This window comes from Rhizobium mesoamericanum STM3625 (genome assembly GCF_000312665.1).
GTDB lineage: Bacteria > Pseudomonadota > Alphaproteobacteria > Rhizobiales > Rhizobiaceae > Rhizobium > Rhizobium mesoamericanum.
The window spans coordinates 1,257,167-1,277,775 of record NZ_HF536772.1; the positions used below are offsets into that span (position 1 = coordinate 1,257,167).

The 20,609-nt window shown below is 59.8% G+C and carries 20 protein-coding genes; 9 read left to right on the plus strand and 11 right to left on the minus strand.

Annotated features, from left to right (window positions below):
• Positions 1-59 precede the first annotated feature (59 nt).
• Together BN77_RS06085 and mutS are read right to left on the minus strand one after the other, a co-directional pair.
• On the minus strand, positions 60-335 hold the full coding sequence (locus tag BN77_RS06085) for a hypothetical protein (RefSeq protein ID WP_007529556.1): 276 nt from the start codon (positions 333-335) through the stop codon (positions 60-62).
• Positions 336-338: 3 nt separating this feature from the next.
• Positions 339-3,071, minus strand: coding sequence for a DNA mismatch repair protein MutS (gene mutS / locus BN77_RS06090; RefSeq protein WP_040676796.1), 2,733 nt, complete (start codon positions 3,069-3,071; stop codon positions 339-341).
• A 111-nt stretch (positions 3,072-3,182) separates the two neighbouring features.
• Here mutS and BN77_RS06095 point away from each other — a divergent pair, with 111 nt between their 5' ends.
• Complete coding sequence (locus tag BN77_RS06095) at positions 3,183-5,465, plus strand: NADP-dependent malic enzyme (protein WP_007529561.1); 2,283 nt, start codon at positions 3,183-3,185, stop codon at positions 5,463-5,465.
• A 52-nt stretch (positions 5,466-5,517) separates the two neighbouring features.
• On the opposite strand, the gene olsB is transcribed toward BN77_RS06095, so the two are convergent.
• The 5 genes from olsB to BN77_RS06120 form a co-directional block, all read right to left on the minus strand.
• On the minus strand, positions 5,518-6,390 hold the full coding sequence (gene olsB / locus BN77_RS06100) for a l-ornithine N(alpha)-acyltransferase (RefSeq protein ID WP_007529563.1): 873 nt from the start codon (positions 6,388-6,390) through the stop codon (positions 5,518-5,520).
• 110 nt (positions 6,391-6,500) lie between these two features.
• Positions 6,501-8,771, minus strand: coding sequence for a hybrid sensor histidine kinase/response regulator (locus tag BN77_RS06105; protein ID WP_007529565.1), 2,271 nt, complete (start codon positions 8,769-8,771; stop codon positions 6,501-6,503).
• Between the two features lie 55 nt (positions 8,772-8,826).
• Positions 8,827-9,330 (minus strand): signal peptidase II, encoded by a 504-nt coding sequence (gene lspA / locus BN77_RS06110; RefSeq protein ID WP_007529567.1) that lies wholly within the window; start codon positions 9,328-9,330, stop codon positions 8,827-8,829.
• Positions 9,327-10,187, minus strand: coding sequence for a TrmH family RNA methyltransferase (locus BN77_RS06115; protein ID WP_007529569.1), 861 nt, complete (start codon positions 10,185-10,187; stop codon positions 9,327-9,329). The genes lspA and BN77_RS06115 overlap by 4 nt, the downstream gene beginning before the upstream one ends.
• On the minus strand, positions 10,184-11,284 hold the full coding sequence (locus BN77_RS06120; protein WP_040677599.1) for a class I SAM-dependent methyltransferase: 1,101 nt from the start codon (positions 11,282-11,284) through the stop codon (positions 10,184-10,186). The genes BN77_RS06115 and BN77_RS06120 overlap by 4 nt, the downstream gene beginning before the upstream one ends.
• A gap of 118 nt (positions 11,285-11,402) precedes the next feature.
• On the opposite strand from BN77_RS06120, the gene BN77_RS06125 reads away from it, so the two are divergent.
• Both BN77_RS06125 and BN77_RS06130 read left to right on the plus strand, forming a co-directional pair.
• The gene (locus BN77_RS06125; RefSeq protein ID WP_007529574.1) at positions 11,403-11,855 is read left to right on the plus strand and encodes an SRPBCC family protein; all 453 of its coding nucleotides are present in this window, start codon (positions 11,403-11,405) and stop codon (positions 11,853-11,855) included.
• A gap of 81 nt (positions 11,856-11,936) precedes the next feature.
• Positions 11,937-12,338 (plus strand): GNAT family N-acetyltransferase, encoded by a 402-nt coding sequence (locus tag BN77_RS06130; protein ID WP_007529576.1) that lies wholly within the window; start codon positions 11,937-11,939, stop codon positions 12,336-12,338.
• A gap of 14 nt (positions 12,339-12,352) precedes the next feature.
• On the opposite strand, the gene BN77_RS06135 is transcribed toward BN77_RS06130, so the two are convergent.
• The 4 genes from BN77_RS06135 to sppA all read right to left on the minus strand — a co-directional run bounded on the left by BN77_RS06135 (position 12,353) and on the right by sppA (position 15,156).
• A complete protein-coding gene (locus tag BN77_RS06135) occupies positions 12,353-13,258 on the minus strand; it encodes a S1C family serine protease (protein ID WP_007529578.1) in 906 nt (301 codons plus the stop codon).
• 161 nt (positions 13,259-13,419) lie between these two features.
• A complete protein-coding gene (locus BN77_RS06140) occupies positions 13,420-13,752 on the minus strand; it encodes a LapA family protein (RefSeq protein WP_007529580.1) in 333 nt (110 codons plus the stop codon).
• A 124-nt stretch (positions 13,753-13,876) separates the two neighbouring features.
• Complete coding sequence (locus tag BN77_RS06145; RefSeq protein WP_003544934.1) at positions 13,877-14,176, minus strand: integration host factor subunit beta; 300 nt, start codon at positions 14,174-14,176, stop codon at positions 13,877-13,879.
• A gap of 26 nt (positions 14,177-14,202) precedes the next feature.
• On the minus strand, positions 14,203-15,156 hold the full coding sequence (gene sppA / locus BN77_RS06150) for a signal peptide peptidase SppA (protein ID WP_007529590.1): 954 nt from the start codon (positions 15,154-15,156) through the stop codon (positions 14,203-14,205).
• Positions 15,157-15,367: 211 nt separating this feature from the next.
• Here sppA and lptC point away from each other — a divergent pair, with 211 nt between their 5' ends.
• The 6 genes from lptC to ptsN all read left to right on the plus strand — a co-directional run bounded on the left by lptC (position 15,368) and on the right by ptsN (position 20,550).
• Positions 15,368-16,033 carry an LPS export ABC transporter periplasmic protein LptC gene (gene lptC / locus BN77_RS06155; RefSeq protein ID WP_007529592.1) on the plus strand — a complete coding sequence of 222 codons (666 nt, stop codon included), beginning with the start codon at positions 15,368-15,370 and terminating at the stop codon, positions 16,031-16,033.
• 13 nt (positions 16,034-16,046) lie between these two features.
• Complete coding sequence (locus BN77_RS06160; RefSeq protein WP_208856426.1) at positions 16,047-16,655, plus strand: LptA/OstA family protein; 609 nt, start codon at positions 16,047-16,049, stop codon at positions 16,653-16,655.
• Positions 16,656-16,694: 39 nt separating this feature from the next.
• A complete protein-coding gene (lptB, locus tag BN77_RS06165; RefSeq protein WP_007529597.1) occupies positions 16,695-17,477 on the plus strand; it encodes an LPS export ABC transporter ATP-binding protein in 783 nt (260 codons plus the stop codon).
• Positions 17,478-17,633: 156 nt separating this feature from the next.
• Positions 17,634-19,193: an RNA polymerase factor sigma-54 gene (gene rpoN / locus BN77_RS06170; protein ID WP_007529599.1), complete on the plus strand. Its 1,560-nt coding sequence runs from the start codon at positions 17,634-17,636 to the stop codon at positions 19,191-19,193.
• A gap of 252 nt (positions 19,194-19,445) precedes the next feature.
• Positions 19,446-20,021 carry a ribosome hibernation-promoting factor, HPF/YfiA family gene (gene hpf, locus BN77_RS06175; protein ID WP_007529603.1) on the plus strand — a complete coding sequence of 192 codons (576 nt, stop codon included), beginning with the start codon at positions 19,446-19,448 and terminating at the stop codon, positions 20,019-20,021.
• 64 nt (positions 20,022-20,085) lie between these two features.
• Complete coding sequence (gene ptsN / locus BN77_RS06180; RefSeq protein WP_007529605.1) at positions 20,086-20,550, plus strand: PTS IIA-like nitrogen regulatory protein PtsN; 465 nt, start codon at positions 20,086-20,088, stop codon at positions 20,548-20,550.
• Positions 20,551-20,609 lie beyond the last annotated feature (59 nt).

The window sequence follows — 20,609 nt, forward strand, 5'->3', positions numbered from 1 at the left end:
CAGAACCCTTAATTTTGGCGAAAAGGTGTTGTCGGCCGGAAACCGTCGGCATCAGGCGATCAGGCAGCGATCAGCGCCCGCACGGAATAGAGCACCTGACGTGTCTCGCTGGTAATCGCCTCCAGCGTCTCTTGGTCACACTCGCGGTAGCCTGCTTTGGCAACACAGGACGATAGCTCCAGAATCCTGGCGCAGCAGCGGATGATCTGCAACAGACCGAAGGGAGAGGCCCATCCGCGGGGCATGCCGCGCTCGTCCGCGAGCCGCAGCGCTTCAAGCGCGCTGAAGATCGCCGCAAGCCTCTGGGTCTCGTTGAACAGCCGGTCCATGAACATCGGTCATCCCTGCTTCAGCTTCTTCTTAAGTTCGTAGAGCGCATCCATTGCCTCGCGCGGGGTCATGTCGTCGAGGCTCATACCCTTCAGGGCTTCCTCCACCTTCGAGGGGCCACGATTGCCATCCTCGCGACGCACAGCCACCTGGAACAGCGGTAGATCGTCGATAAGCTGGCTCGCCGGGTTCTTGCGGTCGGCATCCTCGAGACGCATCAACACGTCGCGGGCGCGGGACACGACCGAGGCCGGCAAACCTGCCAGTCGGGCAACCTGGATGCCATAGGAGCGGTCGGCAGCACCGGGGCCCACCTCATGCAGGAAGATCACGTCGCCGTCCCATTCCTTCACGCGCATCGTCGCGTTCGATAGGCGTGCAAGCTTTTCCGAAAGCACCGTCAGCTCATGGAAATGGGTGGCGAAGAGACCACGGCAGCGGTTCGCCTCATGCAGATGCTCGACCGCGGCCCAAGCGATGGAGAGGCCGTCGAAAGTTGCCGTACCGCGGCCGATCTCGTCGAGAATGACGAGCGACCGGTCTGTCGCCTGGTTGAGGATCGCGGCCGTTTCGACCATTTCCACCATGAACGTAGAGCGGCCGCGAGCGAGATCGTCGGAGGCGCCGACGCGCGAGAACAGGCGATCGACGATGCCGATATGGGCGGAGATCGCCGGTACGAAGGAACCTGTCTGCGCGAGGATCGCAATCAGCGCGTTCTGACGCAGAAAGGTCGACTTGCCGCCCATGTTCGGGCCTGTCAGCAGCCAGATCGCGCCATCCTTGCCGTCGGAGACTGGCGACAGATCGCAGTTGTTGGCCACGAATGGGCCGGATGACTGCCGCCGCAGCGCCTGCTCGACGACCGGGTGGCGCCCGCCTTCGATTGCAAAGATCTTCGAGTGATCGACGAGCGGCCGGCAATAGGCCTGTTCGTCGGCCAGAAGCGCAAGGCCGGCGGCAACGTCGATGACGGCCAGGGCGCGAGCGCCCGCCTTGATTGCCTCGGCCTCGGCGACGACGGCCGAGGTCATGTGGTCGAAGGCCGCCAGTTCGATCGCAAGCGCCTTGTCGGCGGCGTTAGCGATCCGGCTTTCCAGGTCTGCAAGTTCGGTCGTGGTGAACCGCATCGCGTTCGCCATCGTCTGGCGGTGAATGAAGCGGCCCTTCGCCTCCGGCGTATCGGTCATCGGTCCGGCATTGCCGGCAGTGACCTCGATGAAATAGCCGAGGATGTTGTTGTGCTTGATCTTCAGCGACTTTATGCCGGTTTCCTCGGCATATTGCAGCTGCAGGCCGGCAATCACGCGGCGTGACTGATCACGAAGCGCCCTGACCTCGTCGAGTTCGGCATTGGCGCCATCCCTCAGGAAGCCGCCGTCGCGCTTCAGCAGGGGTAGCTCATCGCCGAGTGTCTCGGACAGTAGCGCCGCGAGGCCGGAGGGGAGGGCCTGAAGGCTCGAAAGCGCAAGCTTCAGTTCCTCCGGCAGCAGCGCGTCCGCCAGCAACCGAGCGAGATCACCTGCAGCGCAAAGTCCCTGTCGGATGGCGGCAAGGTCTCGCGGTCCGCCGCGGTCGAGTGCAAGGCGGGAAAGCGCCCGCGGCATATCCGGCACATGCTTGAGATGGTGGCGCAGGTCGCCGCAAAGCGAGGGCTCCTCCATCAGGAAGCCAATCGAATCCAGCCGCTCATTGATACGTATGGGGTCGGTCAGTGGAGACATCAGCCGTTCGGCGAGCAAGCGCGCGCCGCCGCCGGTCACTGTGCGGTCGATCGCCTTCAGCAGCGAGCCGTTGCGATCGCCCGACAACGTGCGGACAAGTTCGAGATTGGCGCGGGTGGCCGGATCGATGAACAGCGTCGAAGCGCCGCTCTCGCGCTCCGGACGCCCGAGCGGCGGTCGTTCGGCGATCTGTGTCTTCTCGACGTAGGCGACGGCTGCAGCGGCGGCGGCAAGCTCGGCGCGCGAAAAGCTGCCGAAGCCGTCGAGCGTCGAGACATTGAAATAACGTGCGATCCGCCCTTCGGCAGTGGCGCTGTCGAAGAGCACAGCCGGCTGCGGAACGGCGGTGCGGCCCAGTACGTCGAAAACGGGTTTCAGCTCGGGATCGTGAAAGATCGTATCGGGCACGATCAGTTCACGCGGGTCGATGCGTAGGATATCGGCGAGCAGGCGCGAGTTTTCAGTCTCGGCCACTCGGAAAATCCCGGTCGAGATGTCGATCCAGGCGAGCGCCAGTACCGGCTCGGCGCTGGCGCGAATCCGGGTAAGCGCCATCAGATAGTTCGATTCCGATGGCGAAAGCAGCTTTTCCTCGGTGATCGTGCCCGGTGTCACGAGGCGGACGACGTCGCGCTTCACGACCGATTTGGAGCCGCGCTTTTTGGCTTCCGCCGGGTCCTCGACCTGTTCGCAGACGGCAACCCGGAAGCCGAGGGCGATCAGTTTCTGCAGATAGTCGTCGGCCGCATGAACAGGCACCCCGCACATCGGAATGTCCTGCCCCATGTGCTGACCCCGACGGGTGAGCGTGATGCCGAGCGCGCGGGAGGCTTCCAGTGCATCCTCGAAGAACAGTTCATAGAAATCGCCCATGCGATAGAACAACAGCGAGTCAGGGTTGTTGGCCTTGATCTCGATGAATTGCTCCATCATCGGTGTTGCCGAGGCGCGACTTTCTTCCGTGGTCAGCTCGGCAGCCGAAAAGGCTTCTATTCCAGTGTCAATTCGTTCGTTCACGGAGATGCATTTTTTCCAAAAAAGAGGTGCCAACCCTAGCTGCCCACAGCTATAGATGACAACCGCGATTGAGGAAGAGCAAGGCGTCACCCACAAGACGTTGGAGGAAAAATGCCCGACACCGAGAAGAAGCAGCGGCCGGTTACATCAGTGACCGACAACGAGGCTCTTGAGTTCCACGCCATGGGGCGGCCCGGAAAGCTCGAGATCAACGCCACGAAACCGATGGCGACGCAGCGCGATCTGTCGCTTGCCTATTCGCCGGGCGTTGCCGTTCCGGTGAAGGCAATCGCCGCCGATCCTGCCACCGCCTACGACTACACGACCCGCGGGAACATGGTCGCAGTCATTTCAAACGGTACGGCGATTCTCGGTCTCGGCAATCTGGGCGCGTTGGCCTCCAAGCCGGTCATGGAGGGCAAATCGGTGCTCTTCAAGCGCTTTGCCGACGTCGATTCCATCGATCTTGAAGTCGATACCGAAAATGTCGACGAGTTCATCAACTGCGTCCGCTTCCTCGGCCCTTCCTTTGGCGGTATCAATCTCGAAGATATCAAGGCGCCGGACTGCTTCATCATCGAGCAGCGCCTGCGCGAGCTGATGGACATTCCTGTTTTCCATGACGACCAACACGGCACGGCGATCATCGCTGCCGCAGGTCTCATCAACGCGCTGGAACTGACCGGCCGCGACCTGAAGACGACGAAACTCGTCTGCAACGGTGCAGGTGCCGCTGCCATTGCCTGCGTCGAACTCATCAAGGCCATGGGCTTCGCGCCCGAGAATATTGTCCTTTGCGACACAAAGGGCGTGATATACCAGGGCCGAACCGAGGGCATGAACCAGTGGAAATCAGCGCACGCGGTCAAGACAAAGGCGCGCACGCTCGAGGAGGCCATGAAGGGCGCGGACGTGGTCTTCGGTCTCTCGCAGAAGGGTGCCTTCTCCGAGACCATGATCCGTTCGATGGCCGATCGCCCGATCATTTTTGCCATGGCCAATCCCGACCCGGAAATTACGCCTGAAGAGGTCGCCCGCATTCGCGACGACGCTATCATGGCAACTGGCCGATCCGACTATCCGAACCAGGTCAACAACGTTCTCGGCTTTCCCTATATCTTCCGTGGTGCGTTGGATGTTCGTGCCACCACTATCAACGACGCCATGAAGATTGCGGCTGTCCAGGCGCTGGCAAACCTCGCACGCGAAGACGTGCCTGATGATGTTGTGGCGGCGTATCAGGGCAATCGTCCGCGCTTCGGCGCGCAATACATTATTCCGGTGCCGTTCGATCCGCGCTTGATTTCCGCAATCCCGGTGGCCGTGGCGCAGGCCGCGATTGACAGCGGTGTCGCCCGCAAGCCGATCGTCGACATGGCAGCCTATGCCCGCGAACTTTCGGCCCGCCGAGATCCCATCGCCTCGACGCTGGCGAGCCTCTACGAGCGCGTTCGCCGCCGCCCGAAGCGGGTAGTCTTTGCCGAAGCCGAAGAAGAGCAGGTCATGCGTGCGGCAATGTCCTACGCCAACCAGCAGCTCGGCACGGCGATCCTCCTCGGCCGCGAGGACCTGATTCATGCGACCGCCGAGCGCGCCGGCATCGATCTCAATCGCCCGGGACTGGAAATTGTCAACGCACGCATCTCCACCCGTGTCGAGGCCTATATCGACTATCTCTATGCGCGCCTGCAGCGCAAGGGTTACCTCCACCGCGATGCCCAACGTCTGATCCATCAGGACCGCAACCACTTCGCCGCTTGCATGGTGGCGCTTGGCGATGCCGACGGGATGGTGACGGGCATCACCCGCAATTATTCGACGGCGCTCGAAGATGTGCGCCGCTGCATCGACATGAAGCCGGGACATCAGGTGATCGGCGTTTCGGTTGCGCTTTGCCGCGGTCGCACCGTTTTTGTCGCGGATACGGCCGTCCACGACATGCCATCGGCCGCGGAGCTCGCCGATATCGCCGTGGAAGCCGCGGGTTTTGCGCGCCGCATGGGTTATCAGCCGCGTGTTGCCATGCTCGCCTATTCGACCTTCGGCCATCCCTCGGGCGAGCGCTCCGAGCGCGTGCGCGAAGCCGTTAAGATCCTCGACAAGCGCCGCGTCGATTTCGAGTATGACGGCGAGATGGCGGCCGACGTGGCGCTGAACCGTAAGGTGATGGAGCAGTACCCGTTCTGCCGCCTGTCCGGACCGGCCAACGTACTGGTCATGCCAGCGTTCCACTCGGCGTCGATCTCCACGAAGATGCTGCAGGAACTCGGCGGTTCGACCGTCATCGGCCCGATCCTCGTCGGCCTCGACAAGGCGGTTCAGATCACGTCGATGGGAGCGAAGGATTCCGACATCGTCAACATGGCCGCAATCGCGGCCTATGCTGGATCGTGAAGGAGACAGAGCGGGAGGCATCCTCCCGCTCCTTCGTTACATCGGTGGAAAATCAGCTCGAGAACCGTCCGGCGTCGGCGCCGTAGTAGTTCAGGTAGCGATCGGAAATGCTGGCAATCGGCAACACGATCAGAACGTCCGTCGTATTAAAGGCCTTGTCGACGACGGCGGTCGAGCCGACCATGGCGCCGAGGCGCAGATAACCCTTGATCAGAGGCGGCAACGCCATAAGCGCCCGCTTCGGATTGACAGCTTCGGCCGGCATCAAATCCATGTCACGAGCCAGGTGCGGAAGGGCTGCGACGGCCCATTCATCCTTGGCGGCTACGTTGTGGTGCAGGAAGGACAATGCAAGCGCGTGGCTTTCCGGGTGGATGCCTGGGAACGAGGCGCAGCCGAACATGGCGCTCATGCCATGCTTCAGCGCATAGGCCCAGTTGCCCTGCCATAGGAGCTCGACCGTGCGCTTGGTCCGGTAGTCGGGCAGCACGCAGGAGCGACCGAGCTCCATGAACCGCTTATCCGGGTGGCGGGCGAGCAGCTCGTCGATTGCGAATTCCGAAGCCGAGTAAAAGCCGCCGTTGGCCATCGCGACTTCCTGTCGCAGCAGGCGATAGGTACCGACGATCTGATCCTCGCTGTCGCCCTCGATCGAGCGATCAAGCACGAGCAGATGGTCGCAGAATTCGTCGTAGGAATCGAAATCGCGCTTACGGCGCATGGCCTCCAGCGAAAGCTGTGCACCCATCTCTTCGACGAAGACCCGAAATCGAACAGCCTGGGCGGCATCAATCTCACTGGCTGTGCGGGCAAGACGAGTCTCAAGATTGCCGATGCGGCCGAGGATATCGCCTTCCTTCGGCGCAAGCGTGCGCGACGGCCGATGAACTTCGGCGACGGCACTATTAAAAGCGTCTACTGACATGGCGATTCTCCCGTTGCCGGCTTTTGACACGCCATAAAACACTTATATGCGACAGGAAAGTGACATCATTCACCCGGTCACACGCAAGAAGCGTGCCGGTTGTTTGATGGCTACCGCGCTTCCGCGCGGCGGGCCGAAAGCGCAGCAACAGCTTGGACTTCCGTCAGCAACCTTATCGGGTCAACCGGCTTTACCATGACGCGGTTTGCACCATTCAGCAAGACTTGTCTACGGGATTCATCGCGCTTGTCGGCAGTCAGAACAATGATAGGAACGGGCGAAACGTCAAGCCGGCGTTCATGACCGCGTAGCCGACCAAGCATGTCGATACCGTCGCCACCCGGCATGGAAAGGTCGCTGATGACGATTTCGGGGCGCGCGCTTCCTTCCGACAGTGCGCGATCGAGGAGCGTCTCGAAATGTTCGACATGTTCGACGGTGTGACCGGCCTTCTCGAGCATGGCGCGGATGAGCATTGCGTTGATCTGGTCATCTTCAGCCAGCAGAATCCGCAGCCCGCTCTGGATTCCAGCTTCGGGGATGGAGACGCTAAACCCTGGCTGGTTGTCGTTAAGCGCATCGCGCTTCTCCATGCCGCGCATCCGTCCACGCAGCACGTCGATCAGCGACTGCTCTCGCAGCGGCCTTATCAGCCAGGCGTCGAACAGGTCGAGCGCGTGGGCGTTTCGCTCTTCGGGGTTGACGAGGAAGATCTTGCGCAGTCCCAATGCCGCGATTTCGGCTCGGTCGGCAAGGTGATCAGCAAACTCCGCCGACATGCGGTGGTCGACGATAATGTCGGTTGGCCGGCGACCGCCAGAGGCCATGGAAAGCAACATCTCATGCGCACTCGCGCCGTCAGTCACGAGGTGACAATCGCCGCCGAGCGTTGATATCGTTTCCGATATTGCCATCCGCGCCGCGCCGGAAGGCGCAAGCAGCAGCACGACGCTTCCAGCAAGCACGCCGTTGCGGCTGCCGCGGCTTTCCTCCGCAATGTCGATCGGAAACCGGATGCTGAATTCGCTGCCGGTTCCTTTTTTGCTGGCGACGGCAAGAGAGCCGCAAAATTCGCGCATGATACGGGCGGAGATGGAGAGACCAAGTCCCGTCCCCGCACTCTTTTCGATCGATGTGCCGCCCTGCTCGAACTCGCCGAAGATGCGGTTGCGTTCTTCCTCAGTCATTCCAGGCCCGGTATCGGTGACGTTGATCACAACATCGCTGGCCTCCAGCGACGCCCGCACGAAAACGCCGCCTGTCTGGGTGAACTTCACGGCGTTTCCGATGACGTTGAACAACACCTGACGCAGGCGCGCTGGGTCGAAGCTCATCAACTCCGGCAGGTCGCAAGCCACAGTCGCGCCAATCTCAATACCTTTTTCATGGGCGCGGTGGGCAAGCATTTCGACGACGCTCTCGATCAGCTTGCGCAGCGATTCGGCGCGCGGGCGCAGTTGAAAGCGACCGACCTCGATAGTGGAGAAGTCGAGCAAGTCCTCGACCAGCTGTGTCAATGCATAGCCGGATTGCCGGATGCCTGTGAGATAGTTCTGCTGCTCCTGCGTCAGGCGGGTTTCGGTCAGGAGATGAGTCATGCCAAGAATGCCAGAAAGCGGGGTGCGGATTTCGTGGCTGACGGTGGCAAGCAGGCGCGATTTGGCAGCGCTGTTGTATTCAGCCTTTTGCCGGGCCTCCTCGCGGGCCTGCGCCGTCAGCCGCTCTTCGGTGACGTCGCGGGCGATGCTCTGCAGCAGCAATCGTCCATCGGCCGGATCGCGGGTCACGACATCACGCCAGAAGTAGATGCGCTGGCCCACCGGCGTCGAAATCTCGACTTCGAAGCGATGCGGTGCTGGGCCCGGACGAAAGGCGATTCCAATCTCCTCACAGGTCAGCCCCACCGGATTGGCGCGACCGGTCAGCCGACGAAACGTCTCGTTGGCGCCGACGATACGACGGTCCATGTTGCGCGTGACTGTAATGTCGCCGAGCGCGTCATGGATATCGGCGAAAAGAGCCGTCCCTTGGCCCCATGCGGGAGAAACGCCAGTTAGGTGGTTCCGTACGCTTCTTTGTCTGGCAGTCGAAAAGATTGCGAGAAGGACCGCAACGGATAGTGCTGCAACGACGAGCTCTATCGAAAGCAACAGCGGACCGCCTGTGTTGGCCACTGCAGCTGGGATCAGGCCTACAACAAGACCAAGTCCACCCAACCACCATGACATCAGCTTGTAGCCTATGCGGCGGCGTTCGGATTGCGGAGAAATGACCTCGGTTTGTTGGGCAACAGCATTCGAAACCCGCTCGCCATCGCGATGAGTGGTGGGCCGCCCGAATGCGGCGGCAAGTCTCTCGTGCAATCGACCAAGACTTTGCATGGTCGTCGGATAACACGACGGCGGTTCTAAATGGCTTCAGCAAACTGCTAAGATTTTAACGGTCTGCGTTTTTAGGTTGTACCAGTTCGTCCAAAATCACGCATCCAGCGCCGATCGTGATAAAACTGTCGGCTAAGTTGAAGACGGCGAACGACCATGTATCGGTATGAAACAGAATGTAGTCGATGACATGTCCATAGAGGAAGCGGTCGATCAGGTTACCGAGTGCGCCGGCAATGATCAGCGCATAGCCAAGGTGAGCGAAGGTGCGTTGCTTACCGGTGCGATGCCAGAGCCAGACGACGAACGCAACGATGGCCAGGCGCATGCCGACGATGAACCAGCCGTCCATGCCCGAGAGCATCGAGAAGGCGACGCCGAGATTGTAGGTCCGGTAGAGCGCCAGCATCGGGATAAGGTGCACCGGTTCCTGGAGCGGCAGCGTGTGGTCGACAACGATCTTGACGATTTGGTCGAGCACGACGGCAATGACGATAAAGATCAGGATCGGCACTGGCCGGGCAAATAGCGTCGGTCGTTCGAGCGTCGGTTCGGTCATTTTGCCTCGTCGAGTGAGAGGAGATGCCGGCGTGCCTCGAACAGCATGACGGCGCTGGCAACGGCCAGATTGAGCGAGTCGGCGCGGCCCTGCTGCGGAATACGGGCAAGCGTATCGGCTTCCTTGGCAAGATGCTCCGGCAGACCGGATTGCTCGTTGCCCATCAGGATCACCACCGGCTTCTTCTTGTAGTCGATTGTCCGGTAATCGACCGAGCCCGCCAGATGCGTGGCGACGACAGAAACGCCGGCGTGCTTCTTCCAGACGATGAACTCCTCGGGGGTTGCGCGGGCGACAGGAACGGCAAATACCGAACCCATGGTGGCGCGCACCGTTTCCAGCGAGAACGGATCGGTCGTCTCGCCGACAAGGATGACCCCGGAGGCGCCGGCGGCATCGGCGGTGCGGATGATTGTGCCGAGATTGCCGGGGTCGCGGACCCGATCGAGGGCGATCCAGGTTTCCCCGGGCTTTGGATGGATGTCGCGCAGCGGCTTCCAGCGACTCTCGAAGATGCCGACCACCATCTGCGGATTGTCGCGACGGGTGACCGAGGAGAGCACCTTCTCGCTGACCTCAAGCACCAGCCCGCCTGATGCAATGGTCTTCGCCGCCATCTGCTCGACAAGCGGCTTGCCCTTGGCGGCCTTGGCATAAACAAGAGTGCGGATCATCCAGCCGAGTTCGATCGCATCGATCACCAGCTTCAGGCCTTCGGCCATGAAGGTGCCGCTCTGCTCACGCGTCTTCTTGTCGCTGAGTGCCTTGATATCCTTGATGATGGGATTGGCGAGCGAGGTGACCTCTTTCACATGCCCGACTTTGTGTGGCCCGTGGCCCTTGTGTTCATGGATCATTTCGGCACCCAGCGGGAAAAAAGGGAGGTCGAGAGCGCGCGCCCTGGCGCCTTGCCGTCCAGCCCGCCCTCGCGAATGACGAGCTCGCCTGACTCGACGACACCGCCGGCGCCGCGCATCGTCTCGCGCATCAGCTCATGGATCGAATAGAAGCTGGCGCGGATCGAATAGGCCGTCAGCACCAGCCCGACCGCCTTCGGCGACAGAATTTCGCGGCAGATGTCGAGCATGACCGGCAGATGCTCGAACAGGTGCCAGACCTCGCCATTCGGCCCACGGCCGAATTTCGGCGGATCGGTGAGGATGATGTCGTATTTGTTGCCGCGGCGCTCCTCACGCTGGATGAACTTCATTGCGTCTTCGCAGATCCAGCGAATCGGCGCCTTTTCCAGCCGGCTCAGGGCCTGGTTGTCACGAGCCCAGCCGATCGCCTTCTTCGACGCATCGACATGCGTAACCTCGGCGCCTGCTGCTGCCGCCACGAGAGAGGCGACGCCGGTGTAGCCGAAGAGGTTCAGCACTTTCAGTGGTCGTCCAGTGGCTTCCACCTGCTGCTTCATCCAGGTCCAGTGGACGATCTGCTCTGGAAAGACGCCCACATGCCGGAAGGAGGTAAAACGGCCGAGGAAATCCACGCCGAGCAGGTTGAGCGGCCAGGTCTCGCCGAGCGCCTCCTTGGGAAAGCGCCAGCGCCCTGTGCCTTCCTCGTCCGTATCGCCGGTGAAGACCGCATCGACCTTTTCCCAGACCTGCTTCGGCAGGGATGGCTGCCACAGTGCCTGGCCTTCAGGGCGCACGATCCGGTAGGGGCCGTATTGTTCCAGCTTCTCGCCATTGCCGCTGTCGATCAGATGAAAGTCACCAGCATCAAGAGATTCGAGGATGACGGGCACGCGCTCAGCCGGCCGCTCGCCGGTTCGCGCCGTCAACGGACGATCGGTCGCCGTCGGAACCGAGGCCGGTTCGCGTAGCTTTTCGCGCGCCGGCGCAGGCTTTGCCGCGGGCCTTGTCGGCCGCGGGCTGCGGTCGTCGGCGCGGCGCCCGCCGGAGGGGCCGGCGGCGGATTTCTGGCCTGGCCGGCGTTCTTTTTGTCTCAACGTGATGTTCCGCGTGCTTCGGTTCGATAGAACTCGTGCAAATAGCATTCCGTTTCACCTTGGCAAAGCGCTTTCCGGCTGTGATAAATTGAGCCAGGGCGAAATGAGAGGATTTCGAATGGACTTGATCGGCGAAGAACGGATTTTGGCGCCACGGGGCGTCGTATGGGCCGCGCTGAATGATCCCGAGATTTTGAAGCAGTGCATTCCGGGCTGTCAGAGCCTGGAGATGAAGTCGCCGACCGAGCTGGCCGCGGTGGTTAAGGTGAAGATCGGCCCCGTTTCGGCGACCTTCAACGGCGAGGTCACGCTTTCCAATATCAACGTGCCGGAGAGTTACACGATCTCAGGCGAAGGCAAGGGCGGTATCGCTGGCTTTGCCAAGGGCGGGGCTGATGTCGTGCTGAAGGACGAGGGAAGCGAGACGGTCTTGCGGTATGAAGCAAAAGCCCTGGTCGGTGGCAAGATCGCACAGCTCGGAGCGCGATTGATCGACTCGACATCCACGAAGCTAGCCCAGCAGTTCTTCTCCAGTTTCAACGCCGCCGTCAGTGCCAAGGCCGCGGAATAAGGATCCGAATTGACAGATCTTTCCGCCCAAACACGACCGCAACCCGTAAAATGGACCATCAGGTCGCCAGGTCAGTCGGACTTGGAAATTCTGGCCGACATTTATCTCACCGTACGCCGCGAGACGTTTGTATGGGTTGATCCCGCCAGCTTCCGCCACGAAGATTTTAAAACTCACACGCACGGCGAACATCTGTGGCTGGCGGAGGCACCAAATGGCGAGATCGCCGGCTTCATGACGTTATGGCCACCGGACGATTTCATACACATGCTCTATGTCAGCAAATTCTGGCAAGGGCAGGGCGCCGGCGCTGCGCTGCTGGCGGCGCTGCCGGATTGGCCGCACAACAAATATCGTTTGAAATGCTTGGTGAAGAACAGCCGCGCGAAGGCATTCTATCGTTCCAAGGGGTTCGTCGTTACGGGTTCGGGCACATCAGCGGAAGGCGACTTTGAGGAGATGAGCTTTTATCCGGATGCGTAACCCCTTTGCCCGCCCTATTGCAACTGCGGTTTCTTCAGGAACGCGTTGCGATCAGCGGACCTGATGCGCAGCCATGCCTCACGGCCATCGCGGAGCACGCGCATCGGAATTTCCGCACCTGCGGGTCCGCTGCTCCAGACCTTGCGATAGAAATCGGCGAGCCCATCGACTTCGCCATCCCGGATTTCAGAAATAATGTCACCGCGCCGCAAGCCGGCGTCAGCCGCCGGGCTGCCCTCAGCCACGCTCATCACCACCACATCGCCATTGCTTTCCGCTGAGAAGGCTCCGAGCCACGGCCGCGGCGGCTTGTTCACGCGACCGCGGGTCATCAAATCGTCGAGAATTGGCGGAAGCAGATTGATCGGCACGATCATGTTGATGTCGGCCACCTCGTCGTTCTGGCTCATCTGCAGACGCAGGGAACCAATCCCAAGCAATTTGCCCTTGGTGTCAATGAGGGCCGCGCCTCCCCATGAGGGATGCGCCGGCGTCGTGAAGATCGCTTCATCGAGCAGATATTCCCAATAGCCCGCGAACTCCTGTTTCGCCACGATCCTGGCTTCCACAAACTGGCCGATACCGTCCGCCAGCACGACGGGGTCACCGAGGCTGGCTCCGCTGCCATCGCCAAATTCCAACGCCGGCAGGCCGAGATCTCCCAGCGCCTGAAGAAGGCCGAACCCTGTCTCCTGGTCATAGGCGAGCGGATGGGCAGCAATGACACGCCCGTCAAGTGTGGTCAGCCACACTTCGTCGGCCTCGGTAATCAGGTAGCCAATGGTAAGGACCAGTCCGGATTCCCTGATGACAACGCCGCTGCCTTCCCGGCGGGTGCCCAGTGTGCCCGCGGTAAAGGCGTCGTCAGGAATTGAGGAGCTAACGGCCACGACTGACCGCAGGATTTCGTCGATATTCATGGTCCCATCCTTCCAAGGCGCGGCGCATGTTTCGGAAAACGACTGTGCCTGGCAGATGTGCAGTGGGTCTATTTCATATAGCTATGGAGGTGGGGCCGTCGCTGCAAGTGCTTGCGCGCCGGAATTTCAGACTGCGCGCCTGGCCTTGCGCCCGGTGTGCATCACCGCGACGGCAACTGCCCAGCAATTTCCTCGGCGCGGTTCTTGTGGCGGTCCGCCTCTGCCTGCCAGCGGGCGGCTTCCTTCGCCTCTATTCGGACGCGCTTGCGGTATTTGGCCTGGTTGAGCCATGTGGCTGCAGAGCCGAGCATAATACCAATGATCAAAGCGATGAAGATAAATACAAATAACGGCGCAGACAGAGAGAGCGCCTGGTCTTCTGGTCGGAAGGGATTGAAGGCCAGGGTCACGACCTGCCGGTTGGCGACACAAAAAATGATGAGGATGATTCCAAGTGGGAGAAAAATCAAAAGGTTGGTGATCTTTTTCGCCATGCTCGGCCTCCGTATTTCGACGCGCGCCCATCTTTGGCGCGGTCGCTTTGATCTGGTCAGCAGGATAGTGGGCCGGAAGCCAAGTTCAAGTGAGGGGTTGCCGCAGGTCGCCACGTGGAGAGGATCAATCCTCTTCGTCGGCCTGTCCCGGATTGAGGCGCTCGCGCAGTTCCTTGCCGGTTTTGAAGAAGGGAACCCACTTCTCTTCAACGAAAACAGTATCGCCTGTACGTGGGTTGCGGCCGGAACGGGAGGGGCGGTTCTTCACCGAAAAAGCGCCGAATCCACGCAGTTCAACGCGGTTGCCCGCTGCGAGCGCGTCCGTGATCTCGTCGAGGACCGCGTTGACGATATTCTCGACATCGCGATGGTAAAGATGCGGGTTGCGGGCTGCAACTATCTGCACCAGTTCGGACTTGATCACTTTCGCCCCCTTAAATTATTGATTTCTTATTGGTCATTGCCAACCTGCCAAACTGAAAGGAGCCCGTCAAGGAGCAACTTTGGGGGCAAAATTCCGGCGAGGCCTCGCGCCGCGACAAGATCGTCGTAGCCGAGCAGCGTCAAGATCTGGGACACGCTTTCGGCGAGGAGGAAGGGAGTGCTGCTCCTCTTGTTCCAATCGACTTCCGGCAGGCTCTTGCTGACCTTGCGTGTTTCAAGATAGGCCCGGATCTCGTCGTCCCCGCCGATCTGGTCGATCAGCTTGGCCTGGAGAGCCTGGCGACCGGTAAAGATGGAGCCGTCGGCGAGCTTTTGGGCCTCCTCGTGCGGTAACTTGCGACGCTCCGCGACGAGATCGACGAACCAGCCGTAGCTGTCGATGATCATATTGTTGATCATGGCCTTAGCCTCTTCGCTCGCCGGGTGGAATGGCGACGGCTCGGCTTTCAATGGCGAAGACTTTATCTCCTCCAACGAAACTCCGATCTTGTCGAGCAGCGGCCTGATCTGCGGATACTGGAAGATAACGCCGATCGAACCGGTGATCGAGTTATCTCCTGCTATAATCATGTCGCCGGCGGTCGCAATCATGTAGCCAGCGGAAGCAGCAAGCGTGCGCACGTCGGATACGACGGGCTTTTTGGCAGCAATGGCACGGATCGCTTTGAAGATCCTCTCGCCGCCATAAGTTGTACCCCCAGGCGAGGAGATCGAGACGATGACCGCTTTCACTGAGTCGCTCTTTTCGATCCTCTTTAAGCGCTCCAGCAGTTCGTCATCGTCGGTGATTAGCCCGGAAATGGTTACGTGGGCGACGTGCGCCCGGCTCGTGGCGACGTCGCCGACGATGAGCCGATAGGCCATGAAACCCAATAAAACGAGCAGCAATACCGCTACGACGCGCCAAAAGCCAACCTTGCGGCGAAGCCTGCGGCGATCGGCAATCATCGAACTGTCCATGCTTTCCTCCAGGGGGTGGCGAGCACGCGCGATCCCGTAAATCTAGGGCTCGAGCGCGGTTCGGACACGTTGATTTTACCCCGCGCCCATGCCTTTCTTGTTTGTTGCAGAAAAAAATCCATATTGGCAAGTCAGTGTAATAATGCGAAACGAACTGTGATCGGGCGCGACAATGTCTATACGCTGCCTGATCACGACACGGACCTGGTTTATGCTCAACACTTTGAACACCACCGGAAAGGCTGACTATGTGAGGCCGGAGCGGAGCGCCTATGGCGCTGCGCGTTTCCACTCCGCGCGCGTGCGCCGGCTGAAGATCATCCTCCCAATCGCGGCCGTCGTGGTTTCGCTGATCTTTATTGCTGTTTCCGTGATCCGCACCTATCTGCCGGAAAACATCAAGATCGAGGGCGCCAAGATTGAGAACGGTAAAGTCGTGATGGAGAAACCTGCCATCTCGGGCCGCAATTCGGATGGAATCAACTATTCGATGCTGGCCGAAAGGGCGCTTCAGGACATCAAGAACCCCAACCTGATGACGCTGGAGAACATCAAGGCCGCCGTACCGATGAAGGATGATCTGATCGCTCGCGTCGAAGCGACGGCTGCTGACTATGACCGTGCGACCGACAATCTCGATGTCAAATCACCCTTTGCCATCCTTTTGAGCAACGGACTGACGGCCAACTTCCAGAGCGCCAAGGTGGACATAAAGGGTGGAAAGCTCACCAGCGAGGACCCCGTAAGTATTCAGAAAGATAGCGCGTCTATTGTTGCGCAGTCGATCAAGATGACGGATAAGGGGCAGACGATCACATTCGAGGGGAACGTTCGCATGAATGTCGATCCCTCCACTATTCACAAACAGGGCACGTAACAGCCGGGTCACCATGACAAACGATTGTCGCATTTCTACCCGCAAAGCGGGAGCAGTATTCCTTAGTGGCGCGGTCGCGCTGCTACTGTTGACCGGAAGCGCCATGGCGCAGGCAACAACCAGTCAGATGGATGGGCTGAAGCTGAACAGCAACGAGCCGATCCAGATCGAGAGCGACAAGCTGGAGATCCACGATCAGGAGCACACAGCCGATTTTACTGGCAATGTGAAGGTGGTGCAGGGGAAGACGACGCTGCAGGCCGGACATATGACGGTCTATTACAAGCCGAAGGCCGAGGATGCGAATGCGACTCCGGCGGATGGCGCCAAGACCGCTTCGGCCTCGATTTCATCGGGCAACACCGACATCGATCACATCATCGTCACGGACAAGGTGTTCTTGAATTCGGGTACGCAAACAGCCACCGCCGATAACGGCTCGTTCGACATGGCCAAGCAGCTTTTCATCCTCAAGGGTGAAAAGGTTGTGCTTACCGATGGGCCAAACGTCTTTACGGGCTGCCAGCTGACGGTCCACATGCAAACGGGGCAGGCACAGCTGGAGAGCTGCGGGGGGCGCGTCCAGATTCAGCTTGATCCGAAATCGCAGAAACAGAACTGACCCCGGCCTTACCACGTGAAGCTATTTTCGCTATCGACCATGTTCGGCGGGTCCGGGCAGCAAGCTGCTGAGACCCACGCCGGTGACAAGAGCCGTTACCAGGGCACGCTAATTGCGCGCGGTCTGACAAAGACCTACAGCACCCGGCGCGTTGTGAACGGCGTGTCGCTGGTCGTTCGGCGAGGCGAGGCCGTCGGCCTACTTGGCCCGAATGGTGCCGGCAAGACGACCTGTTTCTATATGATCACCGGGCTGGTGCCCGTCGATGAGGGCACAATCGAGATCGATGGCAATGATGTCACGACGATGCCGATGTATCGCCGCTCGCGACTGGGCGTTGGCTACCTACCGCAGGAAGCCTCGATTTTCCGCGGCCTGACCGTCGAGGAGAACATTCGGGCGGTCTTAGAAGTGCATATCAACGATAAGGCTCAGCGCGAGAAGAAGCTCGACGAACTCCTCGACGAGTTTCACATTCGTAAGTTGCGAAAGAGCGCTGCCGTCTCGCTTTCAGGTGGCGAGCGTCGCCGCCTCGAAATCGCCCGCGCGTTGGCGACCGATCCGACCTTCATGCTCCTCGACGAGCCGTTCGCCGGCGTCGACCCGATCTCCGTGGCCGATATCCAGCATCTGGTGCATCACTTGACGGCACGTGGCATCGGCGTGTTGATCACCGACCATAACGTGCGCGAGACGCTGGGCCTTATTGACCGTGCCTACATCATCCATGCGGGAGAAGTGCTGACGCATGGTCGTGCCAACGATATCGTCAACAACCCGGAAGTGCGCCGCCTTTACCTAGGCGACAATTTCAGCCTTTGATGCTCTGATGCACGGCTGAAATTCACCTTCTGTGACAGTTCCGCTTGACCAAATAGAATAAAAAAGCAATTTTTGGGCCAACTTGGATTTCCGTGGCCTGAACCCGTAACAGGACGCGGTTTCCCGGGGGAGACGAACGGGAGTTTCGCGTCCGCTATGGCACTGTCGGCCAATCTTTTTCTGCGCCAGAATCAGTCATTGGTAATGACACCGCAACTGATGCAGTCCATTCAGTTGCTGCAGATGACGCATCTCGAGCTGACGCAGTTTATTGCCCAGGAAGTCGAGAAGAACCCGCTGCTGGAGCTTCCGTCAAATGATACGGAAACGGGCAGTGAGCGCGGCGCGGAAGACGAGACCTATCCCCATCAGGCAGCGGATGAGCCCTCAGATGAGGGCTACGACAGCCGCGCCGAGATTTTGTCGGGTGATTGGTACGAGAGTGGCAACAGCGCCGGGGCAAGCCGCCTCAGCGATGAGCTCGATGCCAATTATGCCAATGTTTTTCCCGATGACGGGGTCCCGCAGCGCGCCGATGCTCCCGAACTGATCAGCCAATGGAAGTCGATGCCCGGCAACGGCGAAGGGACTGACAGTTATGACCTCGATGATTTCGTCGCCGGTCAGATCTCGCTGCGCGATCATCTTGCCCAGCAATTGCCTTTCGTGTTGCCTGAAATGGCGGATCGGTTGATCGCCCAGCATCTCGTCGACCAGCTGGATGAGGCAGGCTATCTCCAGGGCGATGCCATAGAGGCGGCTGATAGGCTTGGCGCGAGCGTACATGACGTCGAGCGCGTGATCGTCGCCTTGCAGACGCTCGACCCGCCCGGCGTCTTCGCCCGCAATCTGGCGGAATGCTTGGCGATCCAGCTTCGGCAGAAGGATCGCTTTGACCCTGCCATGCAGGCGCTGGTCAGCAATCTCGAGCTTCTAGCCCGGCGCGACTTTTCGACACTGAAACGGCTGTGTGGCGTCGACGAGGAAGACCTGCTCGATATGCTGGGCGAGATCCGCCAGCTCAATCCGAAGCCGGGCGCTGGCTTTGAAACCGGAATGTCGGAAGCGATCATGCCTGATGTCGTCGTACGACTAGGCTCCGATGGTGGCTGGGTGGTGGAGCTCAACCCGGACACCCTGCCACGCGTTCTTGTCAATCAGGCTTATTTTGCCAAAGTCACCAAGAGCGGTGACGATCATGCCTTTCTGTCGGAATGCCTTCAGACGGCCAACTGGCTGACCCGCAGCCTCGATCAGCGCGCCAAGACGATCATGAAGGTGGCCAGCGAGATCGTTCGCCAGCAGGACGCATTTCTGATGCATGGTGTCGACTACCTGCGGCCGCTCAACCTCAAGACGGTGGCCGACGCTATCAAGATGCACGAGTCCACCGTCAGTCGCGTGACCTCCAACAAATACATGCTGACGCCGCGGGGGCTCTTCGAACTCAAGTATTTCTTCAGCGTCTCCATCAGCGCTGTCGAGGGGGGGGACAGCCATTCTGCAGAGGCGGTGCGCCATAAGATCCGCACCCTCATCATGCAGGAAAGCCCGGATGCGGTGCTTTCGGATGACGACATCGTGGATATTCTCAAGAAGGGCGGCGTCGATCTTGCCCGCCGAACGGTGGCGAAATATCGCGAGGCAATGAACATTGCTTCCTCCGTCCAGCGCAGGCGGGAGAAGCGGGCCTTAGCCAAGGTCGCAGGCTTTTGAGTATTGCGTGATACGATCATTGCGTGTATTTCAGATAGCTAAATAATGTCTCTGTTGACAATTTTTTAACTTCTAGCTAGAAGCGCGCCGCAATTGGCGCTGTGGACAGCGTGGAAGTTATCCCCATCATCCCCAGGGCGCCTGAAGCCGGGAACTTCGGCCGATCTTGCTTGGGATCGCGCGAAGTGCTTGGATGAGGGGGAGCCTTGGCGTAAACTGGTACTCGCAAACCACCATAAGAAGGGAAACTCCATGAGTGTGCGTGTATCCGGTAAACATATGGAAATTGGTGACTCGTTCCGCCAACGGATCGAGGACCAAATCGGTGTCGCCGTCACGAAATACTTCGACGGAGGGTATTCCGGACAAGTGATCGTGCAGAAGGCCAACGCCCGATTTTCCGCCGATTGCAAGCTTCATCTCGATAGCGGAGTTGTGTTGCATGCCGCCGGAGAGGCCATGGACCCGCAGTTGGCCTTCGATGCAGCTTCCGAACGGATCGAGAAGCGTCTTCGTCGCTACAAGCGCAAACTAAAGGATCACCACTCCGGAAATCACCAGAATGGTTCTGCAGAAGTCGCCTACACCGTCATGGATGTGATGTCGGAACACGACGACGAGATTCCGGACGATTTTGCGCCGGCGATTGTCGCCGAGAGCACCAAGCAACTGAAAACAATGTCTGTCGCGACCGCCGTGATGGCGCTTGACATGACGGACGAGCCGTTGCTGCTTTTTCGCAGCCCCGGCAAGGAACAACTGAACATCGTTTATCGTCGGCACGACGGTAACATTGGCTGGATCGATGCAGCCAGCATCAAAAGCTGAGATCAAGGCGAAGGGCGGCGGTTAAACCGCCGCTCTCCCTCTCTTGGCGCAGAAGGAAAATAAAATGGCATTGGCAGATTTGCTGCAGCAAAATGCGATCATTCCCGCCCTCAGGGTAAATTCCAAGAAACAGCTCCTCCAGGAATTGGCTGCAAAGGCGTCGAAAGTCACAGGTCTTTCGGAACGGGAAATTTTTGATGTTGTCCTGCAGCGCGAGCGCCTCGGTTCGACCGGCGTCGGCAACGGCATCGCAATACCGCATGGCAAGCTCGCAAGCGTCCACTCCATCGTCGGCATTTTTGCGCGTCTCGATCAGCCGGTCGATTTTGAGGCGTTGGACGATCAACCCGTTGACCTGGTGTTCCTGCTGCTGGCGCCCGAAGGCGCAGGTGCCGATCACCTCAAGGCTCTGTCGCGCATCGCCCGCGTGCTACGCGATCACGATCTCGTCGCCAAGCTGCGTGCGACCGACTCCGCTTCCGCGATCTATGCGTTCCTCAACGAGGAGCAGACCTCGAACGCAGCCTGAGCATTCATTCTTTCAGCAAAAAGGCGCCTGTGCTCAGGCGCCTTTTTTGTTTCAAGCGG

Bases quoted from the DNA above. Each gene is read 5' to 3' on its own strand.
- BN77_RS06085 (WP_007529556.1), bottom strand. From the start codon at position 335: ATGTTCATGGACCGGCTGTTCAACGAGACCCAGAGGCTTGCGGCGATC.
- BN77_RS06095 (WP_007529561.1), top strand. From the start codon at position 3,183: ATGCCCGACACCGAGAAGAAGCAGCGGCCGGTTACATCAGTGACCGAC.
- olsB (WP_007529563.1), bottom strand. From the start codon at position 6,390: ATGTCAGTAGACGCTTTTAATAGTGCCGTCGCCGAAGTTCATCGGCCG.
- BN77_RS06105 (WP_007529565.1), bottom strand. From the start codon at position 8,771: ATGCAAAGTCTTGGTCGATTGCACGAGAGACTTGCCGCCGCATTCGGG.
- lspA (WP_007529567.1), bottom strand. From the start codon at position 9,330: ATGACCGAACCGACGCTCGAACGACCGACGCTATTTGCCCGGCCAGTG.
- BN77_RS06115 (WP_007529569.1), bottom strand. From the start codon at position 10,187: ATGATCCATGAACACAAGGGCCACGGGCCACACAAAGTCGGGCATGTG.
- BN77_RS06125 (WP_007529574.1), top strand. From the start codon at position 11,403: ATGGACTTGATCGGCGAAGAACGGATTTTGGCGCCACGGGGCGTCGTA.
- BN77_RS06135 (WP_007529578.1), bottom strand. From the start codon at position 13,258: ATGAATATCGACGAAATCCTGCGGTCAGTCGTGGCCGTTAGCTCCTCA.
- BN77_RS06140 (WP_007529580.1), bottom strand. From the start codon at position 13,752: ATGGCGAAAAAGATCACCAACCTTTTGATTTTTCTCCCACTTGGAATC.
- sppA (WP_007529590.1), bottom strand. From the start codon at position 15,156: ATGGACAGTTCGATGATTGCCGATCGCCGCAGGCTTCGCCGCAAGGTT.
- lptC (WP_007529592.1), top strand. From the start codon at position 15,368: ATGCTCAACACTTTGAACACCACCGGAAAGGCTGACTATGTGAGGCCG.
- BN77_RS06160 (WP_208856426.1), top strand. From the start codon at position 16,047: ATGACAAACGATTGTCGCATTTCTACCCGCAAAGCGGGAGCAGTATTC.
- lptB (WP_007529597.1), top strand. From the start codon at position 16,695: ATGTTCGGCGGGTCCGGGCAGCAAGCTGCTGAGACCCACGCCGGTGAC.
- rpoN (WP_007529599.1), top strand. From the start codon at position 17,634: ATGGCACTGTCGGCCAATCTTTTTCTGCGCCAGAATCAGTCATTGGTA.
- hpf (WP_007529603.1), top strand. From the start codon at position 19,446: ATGAGTGTGCGTGTATCCGGTAAACATATGGAAATTGGTGACTCGTTC.
- ptsN (WP_007529605.1), top strand. From the start codon at position 20,086: ATGGCATTGGCAGATTTGCTGCAGCAAAATGCGATCATTCCCGCCCTC.